The following is a 26,322-nucleotide window of genomic DNA, read 5'->3' on the forward strand; positions in this document are numbered from 1 at the left end:
AACCCTTGCCGCCATTTACGACAACAAGGGTTTCGGTTATGATTTAAAAGCCGCTGTCATCAAGCGCGAATGTGTTTTTTCTATCCTTCCATGTGCCTTTGGTAAAGTCAGGGAACTCCTGCGGGGCATTGCCATCGGCTATTGATTTTTCAGACAATGGAGTGATGACGCTCATGGTCAGCGAATCATAAATATCTATTGGGGTTTGCTTTTTCTGTTTAACGGCTTCAACAAATGCATTGAATACAAACCAGTCCATACCGCCGTGGCCTGCGCCTTCGGCAAGGTGTTCGTATTTCTTCCAAAGCGGGTGGTCGTACTTGGTGAACCACTCGCTGGCTTTATCCCACTCATCATATTTTTTTGATTTGCCCTCGATGTAAACCGCGTCGGCAACATCCATCCAGATACCCTCGGTACCCTGTACACGGAAACCTAACGAATATGGGCGTGGCAAGTGCGTATCATGCGATAATACAACGGTTTCGCCATTGGCACAGTTTAAAGTAGTGGTGATGATGTCGCCGTTTTTGAACTTGATATCAGCGTTTTTATTTCCGGGAGAAATCTTTTTGATATACGCCGGTAAGCCTGGTGATTTTGACGCGAACGATACCAAGTTGGTAAAGCGGTTGCCACGGTTAATGCCAATATAATTCATCACCGGGCCTGCACCGTGGGTTGGGTAGATATCGCCGTTACGCTCTACATTGTACTGAGTACGCCATTGCGCCTCGCCCACTGTTTGCGGACCGAACTCGGCACCACCACCATAAAACTGCTTGCCATCATTAAATAATACCTGGCGCAGATCGTGCTGATAGCCACCCTCAAGGTGTACGATCTCACCGAACAGGTTTTGGCGAACCATGTTCAACGCGGCCATAACATCACGGCGGTAACAAACGTTTTCCAGTGTCATGTAAGGCACTTTGGTTTCCTCGTATACTTTCAGGATGTCCCAGTGATCCTGTAAAGTAATACCGGCTATCACCTCGCAGCCTACATATTTACCAGCACGCATTGAGTCGATAGCCTGATCTTTATGGAACTGCCACGGCGTAGCGATGATTACGCCGTCAATATCTTTCCTGGCGATGAGTTTTTTGTAAGCATCCACACCGCCGGTATATTCAGCAGGCAGTTTCTTTTTGGCCTTTACAAATTGTTCGCGGCAATATTTTAGTGAGCTTTCCTGTGTATCGCAAATAGCTACAATCTCCACATCATCGCGAAGCAAGCCCTCGCTGATGTGGTTACGGCCACGAAGGCCAACACCTATATAACCAAGGCGCACTTTATCCTTAGCTTTACCGAATAACATACCTGAAGGCAAAATTGTTAACCCTGCTAATCCGACAGCGGTATTCTTAACAAAATCTCTGCGATCCATAATTTTAGTTTTTATTGAGTTGATTTGATTTTTTAGTTTTTAGGCAAGCCTATTTTGTGCCCTTTAACGGCGTAAAGCCATATACATAAATATATGGGTACTAATATAATATAAGCGTATTGCGGGTTAAATGAATCGGATAAGGCACCGTATATCAACGGTATAACCGCACCGCCCGAAATACCCATAACCAGCATGGATGCTCCTGTTTTAGTAAACTTACCTAAACCAGCCAAAGCCATCGGCCATATTGCCGGCCATACCAATGCGTTTGCCAAACCCAACAAGGCGATCATTAAAACAGAAGTGAACCCGCTGGTAACCAAAGCCAATAGAGAAAATATAACACCTAAGATGCCGCTGCCTTTCATGGCTGTTTCTTGCGTAAAATATTTTGGTATGCAAAGGATGCCGATAAGATACCCTACGATCATACATATCAATGTACAGGTAGTAAAGAATTTAGCATAAGTTAGCGCAATACCTTGCGCAGCTCCGTAATTGATCACAGTATCACCGGCAATAACTTCGGCACCTACGTATAAAAACAAGGTAAAAGCGCCCAATAATAAATGCGGGAACTGAAACACACTTGTTTTGTTAGTTGTTACTGATGGGGTGTCAACAACATCCGTGTCATCTTTTTTATCGCTGTCGATTTCGGGCAGGCTTGAGTAATAAATAAATGCGGCGAGTATAACCAGTACGATTACAATGATGATGTAGGGAGTAATTACTCTTGATGCAAGCTCGTTTAGCTGGACAATTTTCTCATCGACTGACAGCTTTTCTAAACGTTCTTTTAAACCATCGGCATCCTTTAGTGCAACCGCGGCTAAAACAATTGGCGCTATAGCCCCTGCAAGCTTATTACATATACCCATAATGCTTATACGCTTGGCAGCACTTTCCGGCGGACCCAATATAGTGATATACGGATTTGATGCCGTTTGCAGCAAAGCCAAACCCGTGCCCTGCACAAAAAGACCGAATAAAAATAGACTGTACTGACGGGTAAGCGCGGCCGGAATAAATAATAACGCGCCAACAGCTATCACCCCCAAACCTGTTGCCATTCCCCTTTTGTAACCCGTAATATTTAATATCCCTGCTGAAGGCAATGCCATCAAAAAATAGGCAATGTAAAAGCAAAAAGCGACCAGATAAGCCTCAAGGTTGTTAAGCTCACAGGCCAGTTTAAGGTAAGGTATCAGTACGGAGTTTAACCAGGTAATAAATCCCAAAATAAAAAACAGGATACCGATCAGGAAAATAGGACTAAGTTTTGATGTTTTTTTTGGAGTACTTTCTGGAGAAATCATATTGCTTAAATGTTTTAGTGGCCTTTAATCTACAGAAAATTCTTCACTTAGTGTAAACTCTACACCATTAAACGAATCGTATCGATGAAAATCGGGAAAATCAGATGCTACCTGGTTCCAGCACAGGTAATGCGGTTGATCTAATTTATCACCGCATTTATAGGCGTTGATACGTGCATGGGTACCGGATAACCTTAACAGCGGATGAAATGCAAATACATTCAGCGAAACGGCGACCGTCAACTCCCAGGCAATTCCCTTACCCGAAACTGACCGCAATGTGGTGATATGTTTTATTTCGCTAAGTAAACCCGCAGGCAAAAACTCACGGCCATAGCGCCCCGAACCATACTGTCCCAAACAAGTTCCGGCACAATTGAATTCTAAATTATAATAGTTAACATCATTGTCAAAAGCTATAAAAAGCTCCACACAACTGTCGTTATAAACAGGGTCATTGGGGCTTAGATAAGTAGCCTTTACAATCGGCTCGGTAACGTAATATTTAACGTAGATATTTTCCTTATCGTAAGCTATTGCAAACCGCGCGGAAACATCTGACACCTGTACGCACCAGCTTGCCGGCAGCAATTGCGCCGAAGGGAAGCTATCAAGCAGAGCCGAAGCGTCGCCCATACGCGAATACCTGCCTAAAATACCCGAGGGGATATACGGAATACTCATTGCGCTCATACCGCCAGCGTCGCTCCCTTTTTAATACTTTCCATTTGCTTGATGATGATATTGTGCAACTCATTTTTATGGTTTTGCAATAACTCAAAAAGCCTTAACTGCGCTTTGGCCCTTTGCAGGTTGTGACCATTGAACCTAATTTTGAAATACGTGTCGCCGTTAATAAAATCAGTTAAAAACCGAACAGCCTGCATATATGGTAACAATAATACACCCATAATCAGGGAGTTAATTTCCGCTTCAGTCAGGAACCGGGCGGCCTCAGTTAAATAACCCTGCGTATAGGCGTTAAACAAAGGTATATTCAGCTTTATTTTATCCAGATCAGACTCATCTTCAACCGTTTTGTTGATGATAGTGCGTATGGCATCGCCAAAATCATACGCCACATAACCCGCCATAACCGTATCCAGATCAATAACGCATTGCGCTTCATCATTACTGTTTAGCAGCACGTTATTAAACTTGGTATCGTTATGCGTTACGCGCTTAGGTAATACCGCCTGTTGCTCGGGCTGTTGAAAATACTGCATGGTTTCAGCGTAGCGGTAAATAAAATCAAGCTGTGCTTTTACCTCATGCACCCTGCCTTTCAAGTTATAGTTAACAGCTAATTTTAGCGCCGCCAAACGGGTTGTTATATTATGAAAATCGGGTATCACCTCATATAGCATTGCCGGATTGAGATCAGCCAGCATGCATTGAAATTTACCGAAAGCCTTACCTCCTTCAAGAGCCTGCTTTTCGGTTTCAACAACGTCGTAACTTTTGGTGTTACTTAAAAAGTAGCACATGCGCCAATAGTCGCCGTGTTTGTCATGATAAAAATATTTGCCATCGCGGCCCGGTATCAGCGTCATCACTTCAGTATCTGCCTTAGCCGGGTCTGTTGCCGATACTTTCCTTTTAAGATGATCGATTACCAGACACATGTTGTCGGTAAGTGCCGGTACATTGGTAAATATGTGATGATTTATACGCTGCAATAAGTAATCGGTACCACGGGCATCAATATTTTTTAAAAAATAGGTATCATTTATATGGCCCGAACCAAAACTTTGCAAAGAGGCCGTATCCGCATTGCAGTTAAAGTTTGCAACAATCTCTGATATATTTGCTAAGCTTTGCACGCTGTTTATTTTAACTTAAAATTTTAATGTTTAGCCGCCTGTGCCTGCTGTGCTCCAAATCACACACAGCGGCACGGCAACCAAATTGAAAAAACACTAACTGTAAACTATTGATCTTAATTAACTTTAACGGTATGATTAAGCTTATTATAGCCTGTTGATGGCTCCCAAACATCGTTGTTAGCCAAACGGATGCTGTATTCGGGTTTGCCTGCAATGCTCTCGTACTGATCGGGCAGGTTAAGCAGTAGCTCATACTCACCGGCAGCCATATCATCAGGTATTTTGATGCTTTCCTCGATCTTGTTAGCACCTGAATACCATTTACGAACATCTGATGCCAGGTCAAACGACTTAACCTCGTTGGTTTGCTTATTACGCAACACCAGCTTAGCAGTACGCTTGTTGAATGGCGATGCATAACCGGCATTCTTTAAATTAAGTACGATGTTCATGCTGGTGCCGTGTACTACATTATCAGGTAATACGGCGCTTTGCAATACAAAACGGTAGCCTAAGTTCTTCTTGATGTTATCCATACAGCCGCCGGTTTGCCAGTCGTTATTAACATCATTATTATAATGGGCATTAAGGTAGCTGTAATGCATGGCAGCAAATTCTTCTTGCGCTTTACCGGCCGGTTCGCAATCGTTTGATGGGCTGTAACCGTCTGAACAGGTTTCGCCGCCAACAGCTACGTATTTACTATCGGCTTTCATGTAATCGCGCAGCACATTTACTACCGAGCCGCCTGATACACGGGGCGATGAGCTGTTGCCGTAATCTTCATAAGTACCAAAATCGTTAGAGCTGGCCAAAAAGCAATCGTTATGAAAACCGATGCGGGCAATGTCAGCTGAAGTAAATGCTGTACCGTCAGCCAGGGCAGCAGCTGTGATCGGCGCGTTAACACCATATAAAAAGCGCTGTTTTATTTGCGGATAGCGTACCTGTACCATACGGTCGGCCGGTACAGCATCCAGCATGGCGCGCAGTACCTCGGCACGGTCAAGCCAGTTTTTATCCAGTAACTTATTACCCTGGGCGCCATTGGTTGAGGCATCGCCGAAAAAGTCGCTGTAATATTGCTCGCCCCAAGTACCTATAAAACCTAATTGCACAGCCGCTATAACATCGGCATTGGCCTGAAGAACCTGTTTAAGCTGCGCGATGTGCCCCAAAATGATAGCTTTAGGCGCATCGCCATAAGGCGGACAAATAAATCCTTCCGGACAACTACCCGCCGTTTGGCGAACCGTATACACAAACCTCGGGATTAGCTTTACACCAGCGGTACGAGCCGCTACCATATCCTTTTCTACGTTACTTAAAAAAGATGCCGGTATCGGCGTTGACGTAACATTATCTAAAATGTAATACCTGAACACCAGCGTGCTATAAACCTTGTAAGTAGCACCTTGTATGGCTTGCTCGCTACGGTAGCTTTTCAGTTCATCTCCATTAAGCAGGCTAAAGTTACTGGCATGCGTTTCTGAATAGCGGTAAAAACCACGCTCGGGGTTGGCAAAATCGTCATTACTTTCGGTATAGGTTACATTTACCTTTTCTATTTGCACCAGCTTTTTGTCGTTATCCTTGCAGGCCTGCATTACAGACAGCGCCGCGAAGGAAAAGCACAGGCAAAAATTATTGAGTTTAAATTTCATTGTTCAGAATTAATCAGAGTTTAAAAAATATTTTTTGTTTGTACAGCCAATAGCATAAACCCCACTCGGCTATCCAGGCAGCTAATGCCGATATCAGTGCGGCGATATGTGCCGGTGTGTTAAAGAATTGTTGCAGCATACCACCCGTAAAAATATTGACTAAGCCATTTACCCATTGCATCCCGACGGTTTCAAAAAACAGGTAGATGAATATGGCGTTCATGCCCATTACGGTAAATATCCACGCATGTTTAATGTTTTGCTTCACATCAATCAGCCAATAAATAGCCGCCAGTATAAGCAGTACCCACCCTGCCGAAGCTAAAGCGAATGAGCTCGTGCTAATGCGTTTTATAATCGGCGTTATCCCGCCCCAATCGAGGCCAAAACCAAGTGAGAGGGCAATCAAACCGCATAATACCAACGCTTTTATTTTGTAGTTGGAAGTAGCGGCCGATACCAGCAGCTTACCCGCCAGCACACCCCAAATAGTGTGTGCGGCTGTTGGTATAATATTTATGGCAACCCAACCATCGCTGTTTATTTTGCCCATCAGTACGGTATCCATGTATGCGCCAAAGTTATGGTGCTGTACGAAGGGCTGATCAAAACCAGGCATCAGCACGGTGCGGTATAATACCTCGGTTAAAATTAATAACACCAATGATACAGCAACCTGAAATGTGAATGAGCGGTTGATGATCAAATACGCGATGATACTGGTTACGGACAGTTGCGTTAGCACGTTCCATAACTCCCAAACCATTTTACCGGCGTACACACAGTGTAACGCCGTACCGCATATAAACAATTTAAAGCTGCGCCAGAGCACGTGCTTCAGGTTATCATTCCAGCTTACGCCCTTTGCCAGCTTGCGGCTGTAGGATATGTACATGGCCGCCCCTGCCATGAGCATAAACGCCGGTTGCACCAAATCCCAAAACCTTAAGCCATGCCATGGGTGATGAAAAAACTGACCGACAATAGCGGCCAATGGCCCGGCCGGATACATCTTACTCAAAGCAATGTATACATGGCAGCTTTCGGCGCAAAGCAATAGCATAATAATGCCGCGCATTACGTCCAGCGATATGATACGCCCTGTTGAAACCGGGTTAGCCTGATTGGTCATTTACGAATAAAATGTTTTGTTTATAATCAAGATACGCCGGCAGTTATTCGCTCATATCAAGCATGAAACTCGCGGTGCCGTCATCAGGCGCGCTACCTAGCACTACCGACCAATCGCTTTTTATGGCTTGTATGGCAATACGCAGTCCGCTACCGGTAAGCCCTTTAAGTTTACCACGGGCTATGCGCATTTCAAACTTTACATTGGCACCGCTTTCAACAATAGTACCTACCTGGTAAGCCTCGGCTATACTTTGCGGGGCGAAACTAAAATCGGCCTGGTTGGCGCTGTTGTGATAAAAAATGTCTACACCATTGGTTAGCAGCTGGCCTTCGAGCAAAATATCATAGCCCCCCTCGGTAAACGTTCCTGTAGCCAGACCGGTAGATGGATTGTAATCTGAATCCATGTAGAAATCAAAAATATCACCGTTGGCTTTTTTGCCTACCATATCTACATACACATAAACATAATTACCATCGTAATCCATCTTCACTTCGTTAAATACGCCTTTGCGCGCACCCAATGTAATAGCGGTGCTAACACCTGCCCAATCGTTCAGGGTGTTATCATTAATTTTTACAGGTGTGGTTTTGGCTATACGCAACACGGTTGACGCTTCAGCTTCTTTACCGTTAACTGTAGCATAAAGCGTGGGCACATACTTGCCTTTACCGGGGTAAGTGTGTGTTGGGTTGGCATCGGTTGAGCTTTCACCGTCGCCAAAATCCCAGCGGTAATTGGTTACACCGTCAGTTTTTACGGTAAACTTGGCTTCGTTGCCCTCAACGGTTACGTCGTAAAGCAGATCTGTTTTTATTTCGGTACTGTCTTTTTTACATGAGCTTACTGTGCCCAAAGCCAGTATACCCAGTAAACATATATATGTCTTAATATTTTTCATATCACTTGTTCTGTTTAAGTATTTACAGTTTTATTGATAGTTACGTTATGGGTTTTGTGTTACCTGCGGATTGCTCAGCACTTCATCAACCGGAATGAAATAGATGATGCGGTTGCTGGTGTAAGGCACTGTCATGTTAGGGTAACCGCTTGGGGTTTTGCTCAGGTCAATATCAGTTTCCTTTAAACCGGCCAGGTGATAGCCCCAGTAAGTTTTATTAAGGGTACGCTTGTTACGGAAAACATCATAAGTGCGATGTCCCTCAAAAGCCAATTCGATACGGCGCTCCTCAAGTACGGCATCAAGCGCGGTGTAACCTATAGGTAGTTTACCGGCATAAAGCGATCCTTCCAAACCACGGTTCTTGCGTATTTCGTCCAGATCATTCAACGCTGCCGAAGTTTGGTTAAGCTTGGCTTCAGCCTCTGCCTTGTTCAGATACATTTCGGCCAGGCGGAACATGATTGGCGAGCTCAAATTCGGCGATCCGCCCTGGAATGAGAATTTGCTGATGTAATACATTTCGATACCGTTCTTTTTCTGAACATTACCGCCTGCATCTTTGGCCGGCACTATGTAGCTCCAGCGTACATCCTCTGTATGCTTTGCCATTACGTTACGTAACGATGATGACGCATACTCCTCGCCCCAGCCTGAGTTACCATCAGAATAAATCATTGAGGCGATAGAACCGAATTTGCCGTAATCATCAGCCGCGGTAAAGGCTACACAAAATATAGTTTCGGTACCGGTTGTGGCGTTGGCGAATAAATTAGGGTAAGTGGTTTTGGTTTCGAGTTTGAACCTGTTGGAGCTGATTACCTGGTTTGCGTAATCAAGTGCTTTCTGGTTATCTTCTTTATAAAGATTAACCCTTGATAACAATGCCCAGGCGGCTTCTTTCGACGCGTATTGAACGCCACGGTTCTGCGTCATCAAGGAGGCTGCTTTTTCAGCGTCAGCAGTAATTGAGGCATATACATCGCTCACAGTTGAGCGGGCCTTTTTAGCTTCGTCAGTTAATGATGTACGTAAAACAATGCCCGGCGCACTTGGGTCAACACTATACGGTTTGCCGAACAGGCGAACCAGGTTAAAATGGCAAAACGCGCGTAAAAAATAGCACTCGCCCAGCAACTGCTGTTTAGCGGCATCCTTGTCGCCTGATTTTTCAACGGCATCGATAACCGTGTTCACGCCTGAGATGATCTTGTATGATACATACCAGAAATAGCGCGTGTTACCCTGCGACGGCGAATGGCCGAGGCTGAAACTGTAAAACAGAGGGTCGGTAGTTACCTGTCCGCACACAATGTCATCACTCGCAAAGTCAGACAAATGATAGTACTGGCGCAGGTACATATTATTATTATCAACAATGCCATTAAAGCTGATGTGATCTTTAAACAATGCATAAGCGCCGTTGAGGGCGTTGGTTAAGCCAGCGGTGGTTGTCACCAGCGTTTCGGTACTGATCGCGTCGGTTGGCGTAACGGTAAGATCCTTGCAACTGCTTGCTGCCAGCAGCAACAGCACAAATATGGATGATAATTTCTTTTTCATGTTCTGAATATTTTTAAACCGGTTAAGGTGCTGCTTTATTAAAAGTTGAAATTAACAGTGAACAAATACTGCCTGTTGTTAGGATACTTAAAGTCTGACACACCCGGTGTAGCGAAGCCATTAGGCGTGATAGTAGTTTGCGGATCCTGACCCAGGAAGTTAGAGAACGTAGCCACATTGTCGGCGGTTAAACCTACCGTGATGCTTTCAAAACTCAGCTTTTTAGCGAACGCGGATGGCAAAGTGTAATTGAAAGCTATGTTACGTATGGTAAAGTAGCTGCCATTCCGTAAGTAACGCGTTGAGGTTTCGGTAGAGTTGGCAGAATTTTGCGGACTTGGCTCTGTAGCCTCGGTATCGCCCGGGCCGCTCCAAACCTTCGCGTTATCAGGTAACTTTATCTGGTTGTAATATGGTTCGTGGCCATCATTCATCATAAAGCGCAGGTTGTTGCTAAATACCTTATTGCCGTAGTTAAAGTAAGTGTTTACACGTAAACCAAAGCTTTTGTAACGGAAGCTGTTGTTAAAACCACCTTGGAATTTGGGCAGTGCCGAACCAACTTCCTGTATGGTAGCTTCAGCATAGTTTGATGTTTTTTCGCTGGCAACAGCCTCACCGGCATCGTTGTAAACCAGTTTCTCCCAAACAGGGGCGCCGGTTTGCGCATCAACACCTAACCATTTAGGCATGTAAAACTCGTACAGGTTGCCGCCGTTACGGTAGATCTGCGATATGCTCCACGATCCGGTTTTAACAATATCAGCCGGCAGGCCATAAATTTTATTGTTATTAAAGTTGATGTTAAAATCAGTTACCCACTCAAAATTCTTATTGGTGATGTTGATGGTGTTCAAGCCAATCTCAATACCCTTATTAATTACATTACCGGCGTTCTCCCAACGGGTTTCAAAACCAACCGATAATGGTTGCGATACCTGCAATAAAAGATTTTTGGTATTGTTACGGTAAGCATCAACTGTTAAGTTAATACGTTTAAATAGGCTCAAATCAAAGCCAACGTTGGTTTGATGCTTGGCTTCCCAGGTTAGCAGCGGGTTAGCTAACTGGTAAGGTACCGCGCCTGCTATTGAGTTATACTGCGTAGTTAACGAGAACAGGCCCAGGTAGCGCGTTGCACCGATATCTTGTGTACCGGTTACACCGTAGCTGGCACGTAGTTTCAGGTTATTGATCACGTTATTACTTTTCAGGAACTCCTCGTTGCTGATGATCCAGGCACCTGAAACAGAAGGGAATGAACCGTATTGTTTACTCTCCGGAAAAGCTGATGAACCGTCAACCCTGAATGAACCGGAAAGGATATAGCGGCCTTTATATGTATAGTTAACTTGCGAGAGGAACGAGCGCAACTCTGTGGTAAGGTTGTAACCATTAACCAGTTGCGTGTTCGAAGCTACGTTAAGAACCTTTAAACCAATTGGCAAGCCCCTGCCCGACCCGCCCGAAAATTCAGTACGGCCGCCCTCGAAAATGATACCGGCCAAGCCGCTTAATGCATGGTCGCCCATATCAAAATTAAACTTTAACAGATTGTTTGATATACCACCGTAATTAAGCGTGTTCAACTCATCAATATAACCATCATCATGGTAGGTGCCCGCCGCCAAAGGCGATACATAGTTAAAACTCTTATTAAATGCAGCTGATACCCGGTTAGTGCTGGTAAAAGTCAGCCAGTTGGTAATGCGGTAGTTCAGCATAAAATCGTAGTTTACATCAAAGCCCTTATAGGTATGATCGGAATTTTGTATGGTATGTATCGGATTGATCTTATCGCGCGACCACCATTTAAATGTCGATGTACCATCCACATAAACCGGGTTACCATTGGCATCGTACGGATTATCCCAAGGCATGTTCAGAAATGAATAGTACATATCCATATAATCATAACTGCGGCCGGTTGACGCGCTCAGGTTGATGTTATTGGTTATATCGAGCTTTTTAGAGAAATGATAGGTTGAATTACCACGCAGGTTTATACGCTGGTAATTGGTATTCAAAAAGGTACCCTTCTCGTTGTAATACGATGCCCCTACATAGTAATCGTTCTTTTCGGTTTTACCGCTGGCGGCTATGTACACGTTATACATCGGCGCGGCTTTAAATGATTCCTTCGCCCAGTCATAATCCTGGTTACGCAAATCAAGCGGGCGTTCACTGTAAAATTTGATCAGGTCTATCTTATATGAGTTATCAGTAGCACCTACAATATAATCGCGATAAAATTCCTTTTGGTAATCATAAAGTTCGTTGCTGTTCATCAGGTTCATTTTGCCAAAATCGGCGGTACGGAAACCTGATGTTATCTTAGCCTCGAAACGGGTTTTACCTGATTTGGCACTTTTAGTAGTAACGATGATTACACCGGCGTTGGCCTGCGAACCATATAGCGCTGTTGAAGCGGCATCCTTTAACACGGTAACTGACTCTACATCGTTAGGATCGTAATTACCGCCGATAATACCATCAACCACGTAAAGCGGACTTTGATTGGCATTAACTGATGATACGCCACGCAGCCTGATCTCCGGCTGTGAACCAGGCGCACCGGAGCTGTTTACTACCTGTAAACCGGCTACTTTACCCTGCAACATAGTACCTACGTTGTTTGCGGTAACGTCCTTCAGCTTATCTGCCGATACAACCGTTACGGCGCTGGTTAGTTCGCTTTGTTTTTTGCTGGTGTAGCCTACTACCACCACATCGTTTAATTGTGTGATGTTTTCAGACAGGAAGATCACCATATCCTTTTGCCCGGCGGTAACCTCAACCTCTTTGCTTAAAAAGCCCATGGATGTTATAACCAGGGTTGCTTTTTGGGTGGGGATGTTGATGCTAAAAGTACCGTCGACCTTTGACGATACGCCGATGGTGGTTCCTTTTACGGTGATAGCCGCGCCTGGTAGCGGCTGCTGATCAGTGCCGGAAGTAATCTTTCCTGACACCGGCTGGCTTTGCGAAAACACCCTCGCGAAAACCATCAGGCTAAAAAACAGGAGTACAACTTTTTTCATATAATGTTAAGTAGGGTTAAATAAATAGTTAGTACATCATTAATTGGAATAACTTAAAGTTGAATCAAAAAAGGCATTAAAAAAACACCGGCGGCACTGCTCAAGTCAAATTGGAGTTACGCAAACGTTTGTTTTGGCTACGCAAACGTTTGTGTAATTTTAGAGTCAATCAAAATAATAATTGCCAAGGCGGGCTATTATTAAAATTTTAGCGTGGTTTAGCTCAGAAAATACAGTACAAAATCGTCAATCAAGGTACGATACTAACGCAAAAGTGCATCTACCGTTAGCCAAAAAACTATAAGACGACATAATATTAGGGCAAAACCCAACTTATTGTAAAATCGACACTAAGAAACAATTGCTAAAACGAATGGATTTTATAGAAAACGATTATTTAAGCGGATAATTAACCATTTCCGAATCAATTATCTGCTGTAAATAATTTACTTCTGTATGGTCGCCCTTGTTATTAGCATCAATCAGCTTGAAAAGAAAGTCAGTTGCTATAGAGGCTTGCTTGTATGAGAATTGTTCTATCGAAGCCAACGGACGAGTATCCATATACTCCCAGATGGGCAGGTTGGCAAAGCTGATAAAGCTGATATCCTTATTTACCTCTAAACCCGCCGCTTTCACAGTCGCAATGCAATCCAGCAATACATAATCGTTAAAAACCATTACGGCGGTAGGCATTTCATCCTGGTCAATAAGTTTGCGTATAGCTTTTATGTTGTCATCCTTGCTCAGCGTTGTGGACGCAATGATGTCATAATTAATGGGCAGGTTGTTTTCCTTAAGGCACTTAAAATAAATCTCCAGCCGTTGCAGTGTAGCCGCCATTTTTGCCGGACCATTGATCAGGCCTATCTTTTTATGCCCTGCATCAACAAAACGGCTTATGGCTTGCAGCATACCCGAATGCAGGTTGCATGATACAAAGTGTATATCCTTTTTTTGCGGCACACGATCAAAAAAAACGATGGGAATATTGTATTTCTTCAGATTATCGAAATGCTCGTAAGTTGATGTTTCTTTGGTGAGCGATACCAGAATACCATCTACACGATGATCCTTCATATTCTCAACAATGCGCTTTTCGCGTTCAAAACTATCCAGCGATTGGCCGATGATCACATTGTAATTAAACTGTCCGGCAAAATCCTCAACCCCGCAAAGTGCCGATGAAAAAAAAGGTTCTGCCAAACTGGGGATAATAACGCCGATTGTATACGTTTTACGCTCCTTGAAATATATGGCTGATTTGTTAACCTCGTAACCCAGTTCCTTGGCTACCTTATGTACCCGCATGGTGGTTACCAAACCAATACTCGGATGATCGTGCAATGCCCGCGACACCGTTGAAACGGACACATTGAGCTTTTTAGCGATCTCCTTAATAGTAGGTAACTTATTATTTTGCATACGTACGGTGGTTATCTCGGCAGCAACTAATTGGTTTAACAGCACTATTATAGTAAAAAAATATAACAGTTGCTTTTTATGCAATTAATAATTACAGCACCTCAGCAGGCAAAATAATGGATGCACAAAAAAGCCGCCCCGGTTATGGGGCGGCTTGGTTACTTACTGGCTGTTACTATTAGTTTGAAATTACCGTAACATCGCTTCCGGTTTCAATATCGGTTAACGCGGTACTGCCCGACATAATGAATACTGATATGCCACGAGGCGTTATCCATGTTTTCGTTTCAGCATCAAAACTTCCGCCCAGTTTCATAAACACACCCTGGTCGGCAGGTGATACGTGCGGTATTACATACTGGTTGGTACCCTGGTAAAAGAATGGTTGCTCCGCGCCTGCTTCATCAACAAAATTATAGTGATCATTCTTAGGCACACGGTAACCTTTGTTAGTAGTTGGGTTGTACATGGTTGTTTTGCCCGTACCACCAAAAAACACCACATCAACCGGTACTGATTGCTCTGTTACGTTGATGCCTTTAAATATTGCTATACCACCGGCGTTGCCGCTGTTAGGCAATAAGCCGCTGCTGGCGCTGCCAAAGCCGTCGCCATCATTAGTTACATAAGCTATAGCGCTTATCCATTTTGCCTCGCTGATGTCGGTTGTGTTTGGTCCGTTAATGCGTTTATTGCTACCGCCTACATAGAAGAAATCGCCTTTTTTAACCTGCCCGTTAGTCAGATTGAATTTATAGGTACGGCCGCCACCCGTTGCCCAGCCTGCACCCGGCGCATCGCCTGCATTAGGTTGCGCGGCGCCAGCGTTGGTACAGGTAACTACAGCCATTGGCGTAACTGAGAAATCAATATTTTGCGTCGCTCTGAACTGGAAGTATTCGTAATTACCATCTGATCCCTTGGCATCATTAACAAAACCTGTAATCACTACCGGCATTTCGCCCAGATCAGGTGCGTTAGGGTCGGCAGGTTTGGTAATATCGCTTATATCCGTAAACTTACGTGGCCACACCTGGTAAACCGAAGCGGAATCTACTGTATTATCAACCACCAATACACCGGCTACCGTAGCACCGGCAGGTAAAAACTCGTTGGCAAATTGCGCTGTTGGCTCGGTATGCATAATAATGCTATCGGCGCCGTTGACCAGGTATTTATTACCAACATACTTTGTTTGGCCCATAACAGGTGCCGGAGAAACCGTGGCGGATTTGATACTCACTAACGTGCTCTCATAATCATCAGGCTTGGTTTTGATGGAATAGCTTGAAACCTGTTGTACCTGCACCTCGTTACCGGTAGATACGGTTGTAATGTTAGCCGGAGTTATACCGGTTAACTGTAAAGCGCCATTTACCCTTTTCAAGATGGCGCCCTCAACGTTAACCACGATGCTATCGCCCGACTTAAAGGTAGCGGCGGCTTCGCCAATGGGTATCTGTATGCCACGGATAGCTTTGCGGCGGTTATTCTGTACAATTAAAACACCCTGCGGCACATTACCCGAATCGGGCATTGAAATTACCTTGCCCGTTATTTGGTAGGCGCCCAGCATGTTATCCTTATTAAGCGTAACATCAGCGCCTTTGTGTATAGCACGCAGATCAACAAGCGCTATTATGGGGCTAAGCTGCCCCTCGGCAAAATCGTGCTTTTTGCAGGCGCTGAAAAATAGCGCCGATAAAACTGAAACTATAAGAAATATCTTAGCTTTCATTGTATGTAATACTATATGGTATTTATTTAATTATTGCTTTTGCCACCAAACCTGTGTGGTAATTACATCCGGCCCCTGTGCGGCAACGGCGGCATTGTAATTTTCGCGGTTTGATGATTGCACCGAAACCGGGTAGTTAAGGCGTGCAGGCATCACACCATTATTATCCAAACCTGATCCTTTTGGCAAATTTGGATGCCCGGTACGGCGGTACTCGAACCACGATTGCAGATCAGTAAAGAATAACGAGTAATACTTTTGCTTATGTATCAGCTCCATCTTCTGATCAAGCGTGTAGCTATCATCCCATTTAATTGAATTAAAATTCATATAGTTTGACGGTACGTTAAAACCCCACATAGTTATCGCTCCGGTTATACCGGCCTCATAATATTGCTGCGCGGGTTTGGCGGTTATCCAGCCTTTGGCAGCGGCCTCGGCTAAAATAAATTGCAGTTCGCCGTAATTCATGATATTGCCCAGCAATGGTTCACGCTGTAAAGCGGTTGGTAAAGTTGATTTTGCCTGTGGTGCCTGCCCTACCGGGTAACCGCTTGGTATTCCGGCATACTCACCCTCGAACACTGTAGCCCATTTACCTATACGCGGATCGCTCCACTCATTCAAATTATCTACAAAAAAGCTGGCCAGTTTGGGTGTATACCAATCAGCTGGCCGCCACGTTGCGAAAGGCGAAACGTAAGGGGCGCTGCCGCTCCATTTCAAAATGGCCGATTCCGCATTGCTGGTCATGACCGGATAATTTGCAGCATTCAGGTCAACCATATCCTTAATCTTATCAATAGCAGCCTGATCTTTACCTGACACGCGCATTAATAAGCGCAGGTATAAGGAATTGCCAAACTTACGCCAGTTAGCTGCAACACCACCGTAAATGGGGTCGCTTGATGAGATAACGTTTGTACCGGTTTTCAGCAATTCGTTAGCCTCTTCCAAACGGGCAAATATATCTGCATAAATCGCCTGCTGCGAATCATACTTGGGAAGAAATAAACCCTCTTTAGCTTTATTTGACTCAAAGTAAGGCACATTGCCATAAGTATCAGTAAGCATGGAGTAAACCCATGATTGCAGGATAAGCGAAATACCCATATAAGTGTTGCTATCGTTATCCTCACCGCCGGTATAGATATCCTTTAGGTTTGTAAGCTGTACATACCAGTTTGTCCATAAGTAATCGGCCTCGGCACTACGAATTTCGTAGCGGAATATTTTACCATCGGTATCGCCCATATTAACGGTAACCTGCATTAGCTCATTGGTAATGCGCTGGCTGCGGTTCATGTTTGCAGCTACAATATTTGTAATAGCGGGTGCCAGCAACGATTGCGGTAAAGCAAATGAACTTTCATTGGGGTTTTTTGCCAGTTCCTCGAAGTTTTTTGTGCACGATACCGAGGATAGCGACAACAATGCCATCAATCCCCAAATTATATATCTCTTTTTCATGATGATTAAAATCCTAATGTTACGTTTAAGCCTAATGTGCGTGTTGACGGTAACTGACCAAGCTCGAAACCACGGTTAATTTCAGATCCGTTAAGTGTACCGAATTCGGGGTCGAATGCCGGCCAGTCACTGATGATCAGCAAATCGCGACCGTAAATACCAATGGTCGCCTTTTTCATACCAACGCGTTGTGCAAAACGTGCCGGCAATGAGTAATCGATACGTGCCTCTCTTAATTTAATATAGTCTGTTGAGTAAGTTGTTCCTTCTACGTTATCACGTCCGTAATGCGCATTGTAGTATGTAGCGATGTTTTCGGCGATTACTGTGTTAGGGCTGAATGAACCGTCAGCATTACGCACTACGCCATTGCCTATTATGCCATTGTAACGGCCCGGCAATGTGGCGTTTGTTTTACCCTGCTCGGTAAGTACGGCACTTGTAAGTGAATAACCTACAGCGCCGGTTTGTGCATCGAACAGAAAGCTGAAGCCAAAAGAGCCGTAACGGAAGTTGTTCTGTAAGCTGCCCCTGAACTTAGGCATGGTATTGCCAATGTATTTAATATCCGGGCTCAATACGGGGTAACCACCCTCGTAAACGATCTGCCCATCAGGCGAACGCTCGTAGCCACGGCCATAAAAATCGCCCATGCTGCCTCCTACTCTTGCAGATATTAAACCACGGCTACCAGGGCCGTTCTGTAAAATCAGCTCAGTTTGCGTTTCGGTAAGCTCCATAATTTTGTTACGGTTAGCGGTAAGCGTACCATTGACGGTCCAGTTTAAGCCATTCTTTGATTTTAGCGGCGTACCGTTTACTGCCAATTCAATACCTTTATTACGTAAGCGGCCGGCATTGAAAAGAGCTGCTGTGCCCCCTACAGCAGGGTCAGGACTCGTCCACAAGTGCTGATCTTTGGTGTCTGAACTGTACAAAGTCAAATCAAACCCAACCCGGTTTTTAAAAAATTTCGCTTCGACACCCACCTCATGCGCTATGGTCGTAAGCGGTCTTAAGTTTAGGTTAGCAAACCGGGTATCGTTTTGTAAACCACCCGGAAAAGTTGGTGTTACAACATAACCGTTTGTTGTTTGATAAGGAACCTGAGAACCACTACCCGTGTTAGAAATTGAACCACGCAGCTTTAAATAATCAATAAACTCAGGCATTTTAAACGCTTCGGTTGGTATAAAGCTTAAGTTATAACTTGGGTAAGAGAATGACACATTATCATTACCGCTTGCGTTTGCCAACACGCTGTTCCAGTCGTTACGGAAGGTTATATCAGCGTACAAATAATCTTTAAAGGCCAAAGTAAGCAAGCCGTAAAAGCTGTTTATTTCGTATTTTGATTTATATGGTGTAGCCACTAATATGCCCGCTTTATTAGCAAGACTATAAACGCCCGGATAGGCAAGCGAATCGGCGCTTAGCGCATCCTGATTGTAAGTGTTTTTTAATGTACTACCACCACCTGTTGCGGTAATCTCGAAGTCTTTGTTTATCTTTTTGTTGTATCGTAATAGGAAGTCAGCGGTTATCTCCTGCGAGTAAATGTTCTGCGTACGGAACATCCCTTTTCTGAATTTCTCGGTATCCCAAGGGCGCTGCTGTGTACGCTGATCGTAACCAAAATCCATTGAAGTACGTACCATCAGGCTTAATTCCTTAGTGAAGTTATAAGTAGCCTGAACGTTACCGGTAACACCGTGGCGGTTCATAGTGTTCAGCATCTCCTGGGTAATCAGGTACGGGTTATCCGGGAAACTACTGAACGGAAAGCTTTGCTGAATATTCTCCCTGCCCGGCAGCCAATAATCTTTCAGCCAGTTTATATCGGCATTTGGCTGCCAGAAAATGTACCAGTACATGATAGATTGATTGTTATACCCCACCGATGGCAGGTTATCACTCTTTTTGTTGGTATAGTTTATTTTAGTGGATAACTGTAGTTTGTCACTTACTTTTTGGTTAAGCGATAAGGCTACCGTATTACGATCATAACCGGTATTAGGTATGATCCACGAATTTTTCACATTGGTTGCAGAGAACCTGGCAGTTGTTTTATCCGTACCGCCATCAATAGTTACCGAGTTGGTGTAGGTTCTGCCGGTTTCAAAAAAATTGCGGCTATCATTAACATAAGGCACCCATGGGGTACGCGTTGTACCTTTGGTATGCGTTACCGGGTCATACTGATAAAACATCTGCCCATCAAACTTAGGCCCCCAGGCGGAGCTGGTGCTGCGCGTGCTTGGCCCATCTTCTGACGCATTGTACGAATAATACAAAGCGCCATCAACGCCTTGTCCGTACTGATATTGCAGATCGGGCCAGCGGTTAATGCTTTCAATAGCCGTATTTGAGTTAATGGTTACGTTTATCCCTTTGCTCCTGGCCGAGCCCGATTTAGTTGTGATGATGATAGCGCCGTTAGCGCCACGCTGCCCGTAAAGAGCCGATGCGTTTGAGCCCTTCAGTACGGTGATGTTCTCGATATCAGCAGGGTTAATATCATTTAAACCTGAGCCAAAGTCAACCGGAGTTTCATCAGCCAGGTACGAGCTGCCACCGTAACCGGTTGAGCGGCCGCTACCGTTGTTTATTACCACACCATCAACAACTATCAAGGCTTCGTTTTCACCGTTAAGGTTGTTCTCGCCACGCAAAATAATTTTGTTTGATCCGGTTGGACCACCATTTGAACGTAACAGGTTTAAACCCGCTACCTTGCCCGACAGTGCATCTGTCCAGTTATTGGATGGCGCTTTAGCAATATCTTCGCCTTTAATTACGGTTGCCGAGTAGCCAAGCGCTTTTTCCTCACGCTTAATGCCCAATGCCGTTACTACAACCTCATTAAGTGAAGTATTGGCCGTAATTAGCTTAATTTTAATATTGTTGTTTGCAGATTGAAAACGGGTTGTAAACGTATCAAAGCCCACCATGCCGAAGCTTACCGGCGCGCCCGACGTCACCCTGATATTAAAGCGGCCATCGGCATTCGTGCTGCCTAATGATTTTTTGGCAATGTTGGTTATGGTAACGCCGGCCAAAGGCAATCCGTCATCAGCCGATGTTACGGTACCACTTACCATAAAGGTATCAACCTTTTTAAATACCAGGTTTCCATCAATATTACGGATACCGATGCCGGCCTGCTGCTCTATCTCGGTAATGAGCTGACCAAGTGTAAGATCGGTTGAGGAAAGATTAATTTTCCCGGCTGTATTTACATTGGCGTCATAAGATACCTTGTAATTATAAATTGATTGCAGCCTGTCGATTATGCTTGCAATGGTTACCTGTGTACTGTTAAATTTAAGCTGCCGCTTTTGTGCATGCAAAGGCAAAGCCAGTATACAGCAAAGTATGGCACATAAGTAATTCCGAACTTTTTTGTGTAAAAATTTTCGATACATGATGATGATTAGTAAAAAATAATCGTTTGTTGGTTTTTATATTTATAATGTAATCCGGTAGCGTAGTTAAGGCCCTCAAGCAGTTTGTCCAGACCGTTGTCTTTCATCTCACCGCTAAACAGGTTGTATTTTTTATTGGCTGACGGCTCAACCTCTATTTTGACATGGTAGTACTGTGCCAGTTTTGAGGCTATTTGTGATGCGTTACTGTTATTGAAATAAAGTGTTCCGTTAAGCAAACTTTGCGCATCATCAATATTTACCAGGATTTTCTGTGCTGTTTTTGCGCTAACGTTATACTTTAACTGTTCGCCTGCTTTTATAAAGTGCGTTTTCTTACCTTCAATAAAGCCGACTAAACCGGTGGCCACCTTAATTTGCTCAGATATACCTTTGGCCGAATAAACATTAAAAGATGTACCCAGTACGTTTACCTGCAAGTTATTGGCTGTACGTACAATGAAGCATTTTTTTAAATTGTGTTTTACATCAAAAAAAGCCTCGCCCCGTAAGCGTACCTCGCGTTTTGCCTGGCCATAAGCATTGCTTACCTCCAGGGATGCATCGGGCGCTAAATACACCACAGACCCATCAGGCAGTGCCACTTTTTTTCGCGACGGTGATTTTTTTATGAAGGTATAGCCATTTTCATAGGCATCTTTTTCCCGCTGCATTGTATACCAGGTAATACAGCAAACCAATATTAACGAAGCCGCTGCACCAGCCCAGGCATACAACCTTTTAATTTTTGTTTGCTTTACCGGCTTTGGGTCGGCATACATACGGTCAAGCAGTTTTACCCACTCGTTATGTACAACATCTCCTTTAACCGGCTCATTAACCTTGCGGCTGCGTTCTTCCAGGTATTGCAGTAATGTTTTATTCTCCGGCCGTTCGGCAAGCCAGGATTTCACTTCAGCGTTTTCGGCTTCAGTGGTTTCCTTGTTCAGGTATTTTATAAGTATCTCCCAGTTCACTGCGATCATTTTACAAGTAAGAGGTATCCACCGTCCCTTTCCACTGAAAGAAATAGTTAAGCGTTTATGAAGTAATTGTTAACACGACCATTAAAAACAAGAAAAGCTGCCCTGCAAAGCAGGAACAGCCTCCATCAAGTGAAAAGTTTTTAATTATACCAGATCCATATCCTGGCTATATTTTTTTCCGAAACGATCTGTAGCCGTAACGGTTATTTTTTTAGCGCCTGCTGATGGTTTGGCAAAGAACAAGTGATCGGTCAACGTCGGGTCAACCCATTTATGTTTTTTAGGCAACTGATCGCCTTTGTAAAGCTCAACAGTCCATGGGTCATAATCAATACGTTGTTCCATGTTGCCCTTAAGCACACCGTCCTCATACCATTGCACCGTCCATTTGCTATCCCAATTCCAAACGTTGACCACTACTTCATCGGGTGCAGTTTGCAGGTAGCCTTTTTTGTAAATTTTGAGCTGATAATCTTTTGGCTTGCCTGTTGATTTATAATACCAGCTGATCTCGCCGCCTTTAACTTCGTAAACCGAGTAGCCCGCAGGTGCGCCATCGCTGCAGATTGGGCCCGTCCACCATGCGCCGCAAACGGTACCGTGTACGTGTTCGATCATATTGCGGTCTTCCCACTTTTCGTTCATGTGGGTATGGCCCGACATAATATGTACTTTGTAAGGAGCCAATATTTTATAAAGCTGTTCACGGTTTGATACCACGCCACCTAATTCATCTTCTTTATTATTTAACCTGCGTTTCACCCCTGTATTGGTCGGGATGTGTAGCGATACTACAACCGTTGTACCTGGTTTTATGTGCGACAGATCCTGCTCCAGCCACTGCAATTGTGTTTCGGTCAAATAGCCAATGTAGCGTTTTGCCGTACCGATAAAGAACACATCATCCAACACTACATAGTGCACCTGCCCGCGGTTAAAAGAATAATATGTCGGGCCGAAATTCTTTTTAAAAGTTTGCGCCGAGTAATCATCAGTACGGGCATCCAGGTCCATATCATGGTTACCAATCAGGTTAAAAAATGGTATGCCCGACATGCCGATGGCCTGCTTATAATCCTCGTAAAGTTCAAAATGATCCCACACCAAATCGCCGCAACCTATGCCGTGCATTAATGTACCGGCAGGATATGATGCTACCAGGTCGCGTAAATCAGGCGCTGAAGTTTCGAGCATAATAGCCGCATCTTTTTTTGAGATGATCTGCGGATCAGCCCAAACCACAAATGCATGATTAGCATCGTCTTTTTCTAAACGTGTGAGATCGAAATCAGCCTTAAAAACCGATTGCTTGTTATCAATCTGTTTAAAAAACCTGGCAATGCTCTTCTCATGCGGAAAGGCGTATCCGGCAGGCAGGCTGATGTAAACAAACTGCGCGGTTTTGTTACTTAATAATTGATAGTTGCCGCCTTTATCAGTAAGCACCACGTTAATACCATCCGTAACGGCTACATTGGCTACCCCTTGTCCGTTGCTCAGCACCCGGCCTTTTAGGGTGATATTGGCAATATCAATTTTCTCTGAAGCGGCAACCGCCGGTTCGGCATTAATAACCGCGGGGATGCTCAGCATGGCACCGGTTATGCCCAGGCCTTTTATAAAATCTCTTCTGTTCGACATATGTTTGTTTACAAGATATCTTTTAGCAAAGAGCAAAGCCCGGCCGGTTTTCCCCGAAAAAAATCGTTAAATAAATGTCAACATTACATTAACCAGCAACAATCCACCGGCAATGGTAGCGCGATCATAGTTTTCGTGGCGCATGTAGTAGCCCAATTGTTCAATGGCTTCGCGCATGTGGTATTCTATCTTCTTTTCGGTAACGTCCAGCACTTTGGCTATTTCGTGGTTTTTCAATCCTGTTAAACGCAGTTGGATGATTTCCTTACGCATAGCCGGCAGCTTATTAATTAAACGCTCAACTATTTTAACAGATTCTTTAGCGACTAAACGCTCAAACGGACTAAAGGCCTGCTCGCTGATGTTCCAGCAATTCTCAGTCAATTCATCTGTTTGGCGGGCCGTAAGGGTTTTTAAGGCGCCGTTGCGTGCAGCGCGAAAAAGGTAGGCTTTAATGTTTGTTATTTGCAGATTATCCTTTTGCATCCACAAGTTCAAGAACATATCTGACAGCACATCCTTCGCTTCATCTTCATCCTTTACCATCGTGTGCACATACCTGAACAGGTATGAATAATGTTCCCTGAAAATGGTTTCGAGGTTATGGAGGGTATTTATTTTAACTTCACTTTCCGTTTGCATGCCGGTTGCAAAATTAATTGGCTTAAGCCCGGATGCCGGTAGAAGTGCTATTAATTTTATGTTAAATCTGATGCAGTAGATTTGTTACAATAAGAATCGGAACTATCGGGAATAATAATCTTTATTTAATTCTGTAAATATTATTTGAGGGTTTGTAATTGCGTATTTTATATAGATTGAATCTCCGCTATCTAAATGCTTGGGATTAATATCCCAAACCATAGTAGATTCGTAAACCTTGTTGTTAACCAAATATTCAACGGTTAATGTACGACCCTTATAGTAATGGATATCTGTAATAATACCTTTTGTCTGGTTGTAACCTTTGTTGAATTCTGACAAGTGTTCAGCTTCTGATTTTTCAGCCTTCCTTGTAAGCAAAACAAATGTAATTATTATAATCGCTGTTATAGCAAATAGCGTTAAAAACGTTTTTATCTTATCAGTCACAACTAATTAGCTTATGAAGTGCCTAAGATAAAAAAACAGGCTCGAGGCCTGTTTTCATTTTTCACTATTTTTTATTTTCCTGTTTGCGGATGTTGTCCCGATTAGATGTCTGGTCGGCCCGCTGGGCGCCGCCATTGGATATTCCTTTTGACTTTGTTACTTCCCGGCTGTTCGTAAACGCCCTGTCGGCAATTGAATTGCCCTGAAAGTTTCCGCTGTTTCTCAAATCCTGTCCCTTTTTCATAACATTGGTATTAAGTTAATAATTGTACATTAAAGCAATGCACATTTAGTTATTCAAAACAATAACCATACCGTTAATCCTTTTTAAATATGGATTTAATCTTATCTATAATGCCTGTGTTAGATTTTTTGCTTTGCGACCCGATCAGGAATCCGTAAGGTTTGAGTTCGGGTACGTTATCGCATATAATTTTGACGATACCTATGCCGGGTATAGCCAGTATCATGCCGGGCACGCCCCAAATCAGTTCGCCAAGTACAATGGCCATTATAGTAAACAGCGGATTAACGCTTACCTGCTCACCTACCACCAAAGGTTCAATTATATACGTTTGGGTAAACTGGATAACGAAGTATGTACCTAAAACTCCGGCGATCATACCACCATCTCCCCCTTGAACGATAACAGCCAAAACAGTTAGCGTAGTGCCGGTAACATTACCTACAAAAGGCACAATTTCAAGGATGCCGCATAGCACAGCGAAAAAAATCGCGTTTTCTACGCCTACAACACTAAAACCGATTCCGTACAACACCCACAGCATTAAAATCATCAGGCTAAGGCCACTCAAATACTTCTGTGCTACCCGGGCCGACTCATGTACCACTTCGTCGGTACGCTTCAGTTGTTCATCAGGCACTATTTTAAGTATGAATTTTTTGATGTGGCTGCGATAGTAAAGCAATAGAAACATATAAACCAGGCCAAGCACCAAATTAACTGTAACACTCATTAACGAACTGGCAACCGCTGCCGCCATAGTACCCGGGTTACCCGCAGCGCCTGATTGTGTTTGCTGCTTAAGCATATCGTCCTGCTGTTTCATGGACAAGCCGACGGTTTGATTAACCCAGCGCTTAATGTTGAGTAATATTTCGGCAAGCCGCTGCTTCATGGTATCTACGTTAGTAGAAAACTCACTCAGCTGAATGGATAGTAAATACAATATCAACGCAACTGATAATACCAGGGTAAGCACCGATAAAAAGGCCGAGAAACCGCGCGACATGCCTTTACTTTCCAGGTAGTTACTGAACCCGATAAAAAGCATCGCGAATAAGCCGGAAATAGTGATCGGAACTAAAAATTCTTTGGCGAAATAAAGCCCGCTAACCAGTAAGAAAAGGAGAAAGAGTACAAGAACACTGCGTTGAAGTTTAGCCATGATTAAACCACAACAACGTTGATGTGATAAAGTTTAAGCTGCTAAGCTGCAGTGGCTGCACGCTCCTGTATGCGGCGCGATATTTCTTTAAGCATTTCTGAATCGCTTAAACGCTCCTCAACATCAGTAAGCACACGATTATTGTATGACAATAAAGCCATATGCTGATCATTAATTTGCAAATCATACAAATCACCGGTTGGCGTTACTTTAACAAATGCAGGCGATCCCCAATAAGTTGTTACAAACATAATAGGGCTTGATAATAATGCGGTGTTCATAGCAGAAAAA

General features: G+C 43.9%; 20 protein-coding genes. All 20 read right to left on the bottom strand.

The features are described from left to right. Window positions 1-43 precede the first annotated feature (43 nt). Window positions 44-1,393, bottom strand: coding sequence for a Gfo/Idh/MocA family protein (locus ABD960_RS09865; RefSeq protein WP_345330983.1), 1,350 nt, complete (start codon window positions 1,391-1,393; stop codon window positions 44-46). Window positions 1,394-1,425: 32 nt separating this feature from the next. Then, complete coding sequence (locus ABD960_RS09870) at window positions 1,426-2,715, bottom strand: sugar MFS transporter (RefSeq protein ID WP_345330984.1); 1,290 nt, start codon at window positions 2,713-2,715, stop codon at window positions 1,426-1,428. 24 nt (window positions 2,716-2,739) lie between these two features. Beyond that, complete coding sequence (locus ABD960_RS09875; RefSeq protein WP_345330985.1) at window positions 2,740-3,399, bottom strand: carbohydrate-binding family 9-like protein; 660 nt, start codon at window positions 3,397-3,399, stop codon at window positions 2,740-2,742. Between the two features lie 5 nt (window positions 3,400-3,404). Next, window positions 3,405-4,538, bottom strand: a complete 1,134-nt coding sequence (locus ABD960_RS09880; RefSeq protein WP_345330986.1) for a phosphotransferase enzyme family protein — start codon at window positions 4,536-4,538, stop codon at window positions 3,405-3,407. Between the two features lie 116 nt (window positions 4,539-4,654). Further along, on the bottom strand, window positions 4,655-6,205 hold the full coding sequence (locus ABD960_RS09885) for a DUF4832 domain-containing protein (RefSeq protein ID WP_345330987.1): 1,551 nt from the start codon (window positions 6,203-6,205) through the stop codon (window positions 4,655-4,657). A gap of 13 nt (window positions 6,206-6,218) precedes the next feature. After that, window positions 6,219-7,337, bottom strand: a complete 1,119-nt coding sequence (locus tag ABD960_RS09890; protein WP_345330988.1) for an acyltransferase family protein — start codon at window positions 7,335-7,337, stop codon at window positions 6,219-6,221. 43 nt (window positions 7,338-7,380) lie between these two features. Beyond that, on the bottom strand, window positions 7,381-8,241 hold the full coding sequence (locus ABD960_RS09895; protein ID WP_345330989.1) for a PKD domain-containing protein: 861 nt from the start codon (window positions 8,239-8,241) through the stop codon (window positions 7,381-7,383). Between the two features lie 45 nt (window positions 8,242-8,286). After that, complete coding sequence (locus ABD960_RS09900; RefSeq protein WP_345330990.1) at window positions 8,287-9,804, bottom strand: RagB/SusD family nutrient uptake outer membrane protein; 1,518 nt, start codon at window positions 9,802-9,804, stop codon at window positions 8,287-8,289. 38 nt (window positions 9,805-9,842) lie between these two features. Next, window positions 9,843-12,845 (bottom strand): SusC/RagA family TonB-linked outer membrane protein, encoded by a 3,003-nt coding sequence (locus ABD960_RS09905; protein ID WP_345330991.1) that lies wholly within the window; start codon window positions 12,843-12,845, stop codon window positions 9,843-9,845. Between the two features lie 393 nt (window positions 12,846-13,238). Then, a complete protein-coding gene (locus ABD960_RS09910; protein ID WP_345330992.1) occupies window positions 13,239-14,315 on the bottom strand; it encodes a LacI family DNA-binding transcriptional regulator in 1,077 nt (358 codons plus the stop codon). A 133-nt stretch (window positions 14,316-14,448) separates the two neighbouring features. Next, on the bottom strand, window positions 14,449-16,008 hold the full coding sequence (locus ABD960_RS09915) for a DUF5689 domain-containing protein (RefSeq protein ID WP_345330993.1): 1,560 nt from the start codon (window positions 16,006-16,008) through the stop codon (window positions 14,449-14,451). A 30-nt stretch (window positions 16,009-16,038) separates the two neighbouring features. Beyond that, window positions 16,039-17,478 (bottom strand): SusD/RagB family nutrient-binding outer membrane lipoprotein, encoded by a 1,440-nt coding sequence (locus tag ABD960_RS09920; protein WP_345330994.1) that lies wholly within the window; start codon window positions 17,476-17,478, stop codon window positions 16,039-16,041. A gap of 5 nt (window positions 17,479-17,483) precedes the next feature. Continuing rightward, the gene (locus tag ABD960_RS09925) at window positions 17,484-20,903 is read right to left on the bottom strand and encodes a SusC/RagA family TonB-linked outer membrane protein (protein WP_345330995.1); all 3,420 of its coding nucleotides are present in this window, start codon (window positions 20,901-20,903) and stop codon (window positions 17,484-17,486) included. 8 nt (window positions 20,904-20,911) lie between these two features. Then, on the bottom strand, window positions 20,912-21,889 hold the full coding sequence (locus ABD960_RS09930) for a FecR family protein (protein WP_345330996.1): 978 nt from the start codon (window positions 21,887-21,889) through the stop codon (window positions 20,912-20,914). 144 nt (window positions 21,890-22,033) lie between these two features. Further along, window positions 22,034-23,530: a calcineurin-like phosphoesterase C-terminal domain-containing protein gene (locus tag ABD960_RS09935; RefSeq protein ID WP_345330997.1), complete on the bottom strand. Its 1,497-nt coding sequence runs from the start codon at window positions 23,528-23,530 to the stop codon at window positions 22,034-22,036. Window positions 23,531-23,596: 66 nt separating this feature from the next. Next, window positions 23,597-24,172, bottom strand: coding sequence for a sigma-70 family RNA polymerase sigma factor (locus ABD960_RS09940; RefSeq protein WP_345330998.1), 576 nt, complete (start codon window positions 24,170-24,172; stop codon window positions 23,597-23,599). Between the two features lie 102 nt (window positions 24,173-24,274). Continuing rightward, complete coding sequence (locus ABD960_RS09945; protein ID WP_345330999.1) at window positions 24,275-24,622, bottom strand: hypothetical protein; 348 nt, start codon at window positions 24,620-24,622, stop codon at window positions 24,275-24,277. 64 nt (window positions 24,623-24,686) lie between these two features. Beyond that, complete coding sequence (locus ABD960_RS09950) at window positions 24,687-24,866, bottom strand: hypothetical protein (protein ID WP_232178500.1); 180 nt, start codon at window positions 24,864-24,866, stop codon at window positions 24,687-24,689. 73 nt (window positions 24,867-24,939) lie between these two features. Further along, entirely contained in the window at window positions 24,940-26,031 is a 1,092-nt protein-coding gene (locus ABD960_RS09955) for an AI-2E family transporter (protein WP_345331000.1), read from the bottom strand. 41 nt (window positions 26,032-26,072) lie between these two features. Next, window positions 26,073-26,312: a hypothetical protein gene (locus ABD960_RS09960; protein ID WP_345331001.1), complete on the bottom strand. Its 240-nt coding sequence runs from the start codon at window positions 26,310-26,312 to the stop codon at window positions 26,073-26,075. Between the last annotated feature and the right edge of the window lie 10 nt (window positions 26,313-26,322).

The organism is Mucilaginibacter defluvii (assembly GCF_039543225.1).
GTDB lineage: Bacteria > Bacteroidota > Bacteroidia > Sphingobacteriales > Sphingobacteriaceae > Mucilaginibacter > Mucilaginibacter defluvii.

Bases quoted from the DNA above. Each gene is read 5' to 3' on its own strand.
- ABD960_RS09865 (WP_345330983.1), bottom strand. From the start codon at position 1,393: ATGGATCGCAGAGATTTTGTTAAGAATACCGCTGTCGGATTAGCAGGG.
- ABD960_RS09870 (WP_345330984.1), bottom strand. From the start codon at position 2,715: ATGATTTCTCCAGAAAGTACTCCAAAAAAAACATCAAAACTTAGTCCT.
- ABD960_RS09875 (WP_345330985.1), bottom strand. From the start codon at position 3,399: ATGAGTATTCCGTATATCCCCTCGGGTATTTTAGGCAGGTATTCGCGT.
- ABD960_RS09885 (WP_345330987.1), bottom strand. From the start codon at position 6,205: ATGAAATTTAAACTCAATAATTTTTGCCTGTGCTTTTCCTTCGCGGCG.
- ABD960_RS09890 (WP_345330988.1), bottom strand. From the start codon at position 7,337: ATGACCAATCAGGCTAACCCGGTTTCAACAGGGCGTATCATATCGCTG.
- ABD960_RS09895 (WP_345330989.1), bottom strand. From the start codon at position 8,241: ATGAAAAATATTAAGACATATATATGTTTACTGGGTATACTGGCTTTG.
- ABD960_RS09900 (WP_345330990.1), bottom strand. From the start codon at position 9,804: ATGAAAAAGAAATTATCATCCATATTTGTGCTGTTGCTGCTGGCAGCA.
- ABD960_RS09905 (WP_345330991.1), bottom strand. From the start codon at position 12,845: ATGAAAAAAGTTGTACTCCTGTTTTTTAGCCTGATGGTTTTCGCGAGG.
- ABD960_RS09915 (WP_345330993.1), bottom strand. From the start codon at position 16,008: ATGAAAGCTAAGATATTTCTTATAGTTTCAGTTTTATCGGCGCTATTT.
- ABD960_RS09920 (WP_345330994.1), bottom strand. From the start codon at position 17,478: ATGAAAAAGAGATATATAATTTGGGGATTGATGGCATTGTTGTCGCTA.
- ABD960_RS09925 (WP_345330995.1), bottom strand. From the start codon at position 20,903: ATGTATCGAAAATTTTTACACAAAAAAGTTCGGAATTACTTATGTGCC.
- ABD960_RS09930 (WP_345330996.1), bottom strand. From the start codon at position 21,889: ATGATCGCAGTGAACTGGGAGATACTTATAAAATACCTGAACAAGGAA.
- ABD960_RS09935 (WP_345330997.1), bottom strand. From the start codon at position 23,530: ATGTCGAACAGAAGAGATTTTATAAAAGGCCTGGGCATAACCGGTGCC.
- ABD960_RS09940 (WP_345330998.1), bottom strand. From the start codon at position 24,172: ATGCAAACGGAAAGTGAAGTTAAAATAAATACCCTCCATAACCTCGAA.
- ABD960_RS09950 (WP_232178500.1), bottom strand. From the start codon at position 24,866: ATGAAAAAGGGACAGGATTTGAGAAACAGCGGAAACTTTCAGGGCAAT.
- ABD960_RS09955 (WP_345331000.1), bottom strand. From the start codon at position 26,031: ATGGCTAAACTTCAACGCAGTGTTCTTGTACTCTTTCTCCTTTTCTTA.
- ABD960_RS09960 (WP_345331001.1), bottom strand. From the start codon at position 26,312: ATGAACACCGCATTATTATCAAGCCCTATTATGTTTGTAACAACTTAT.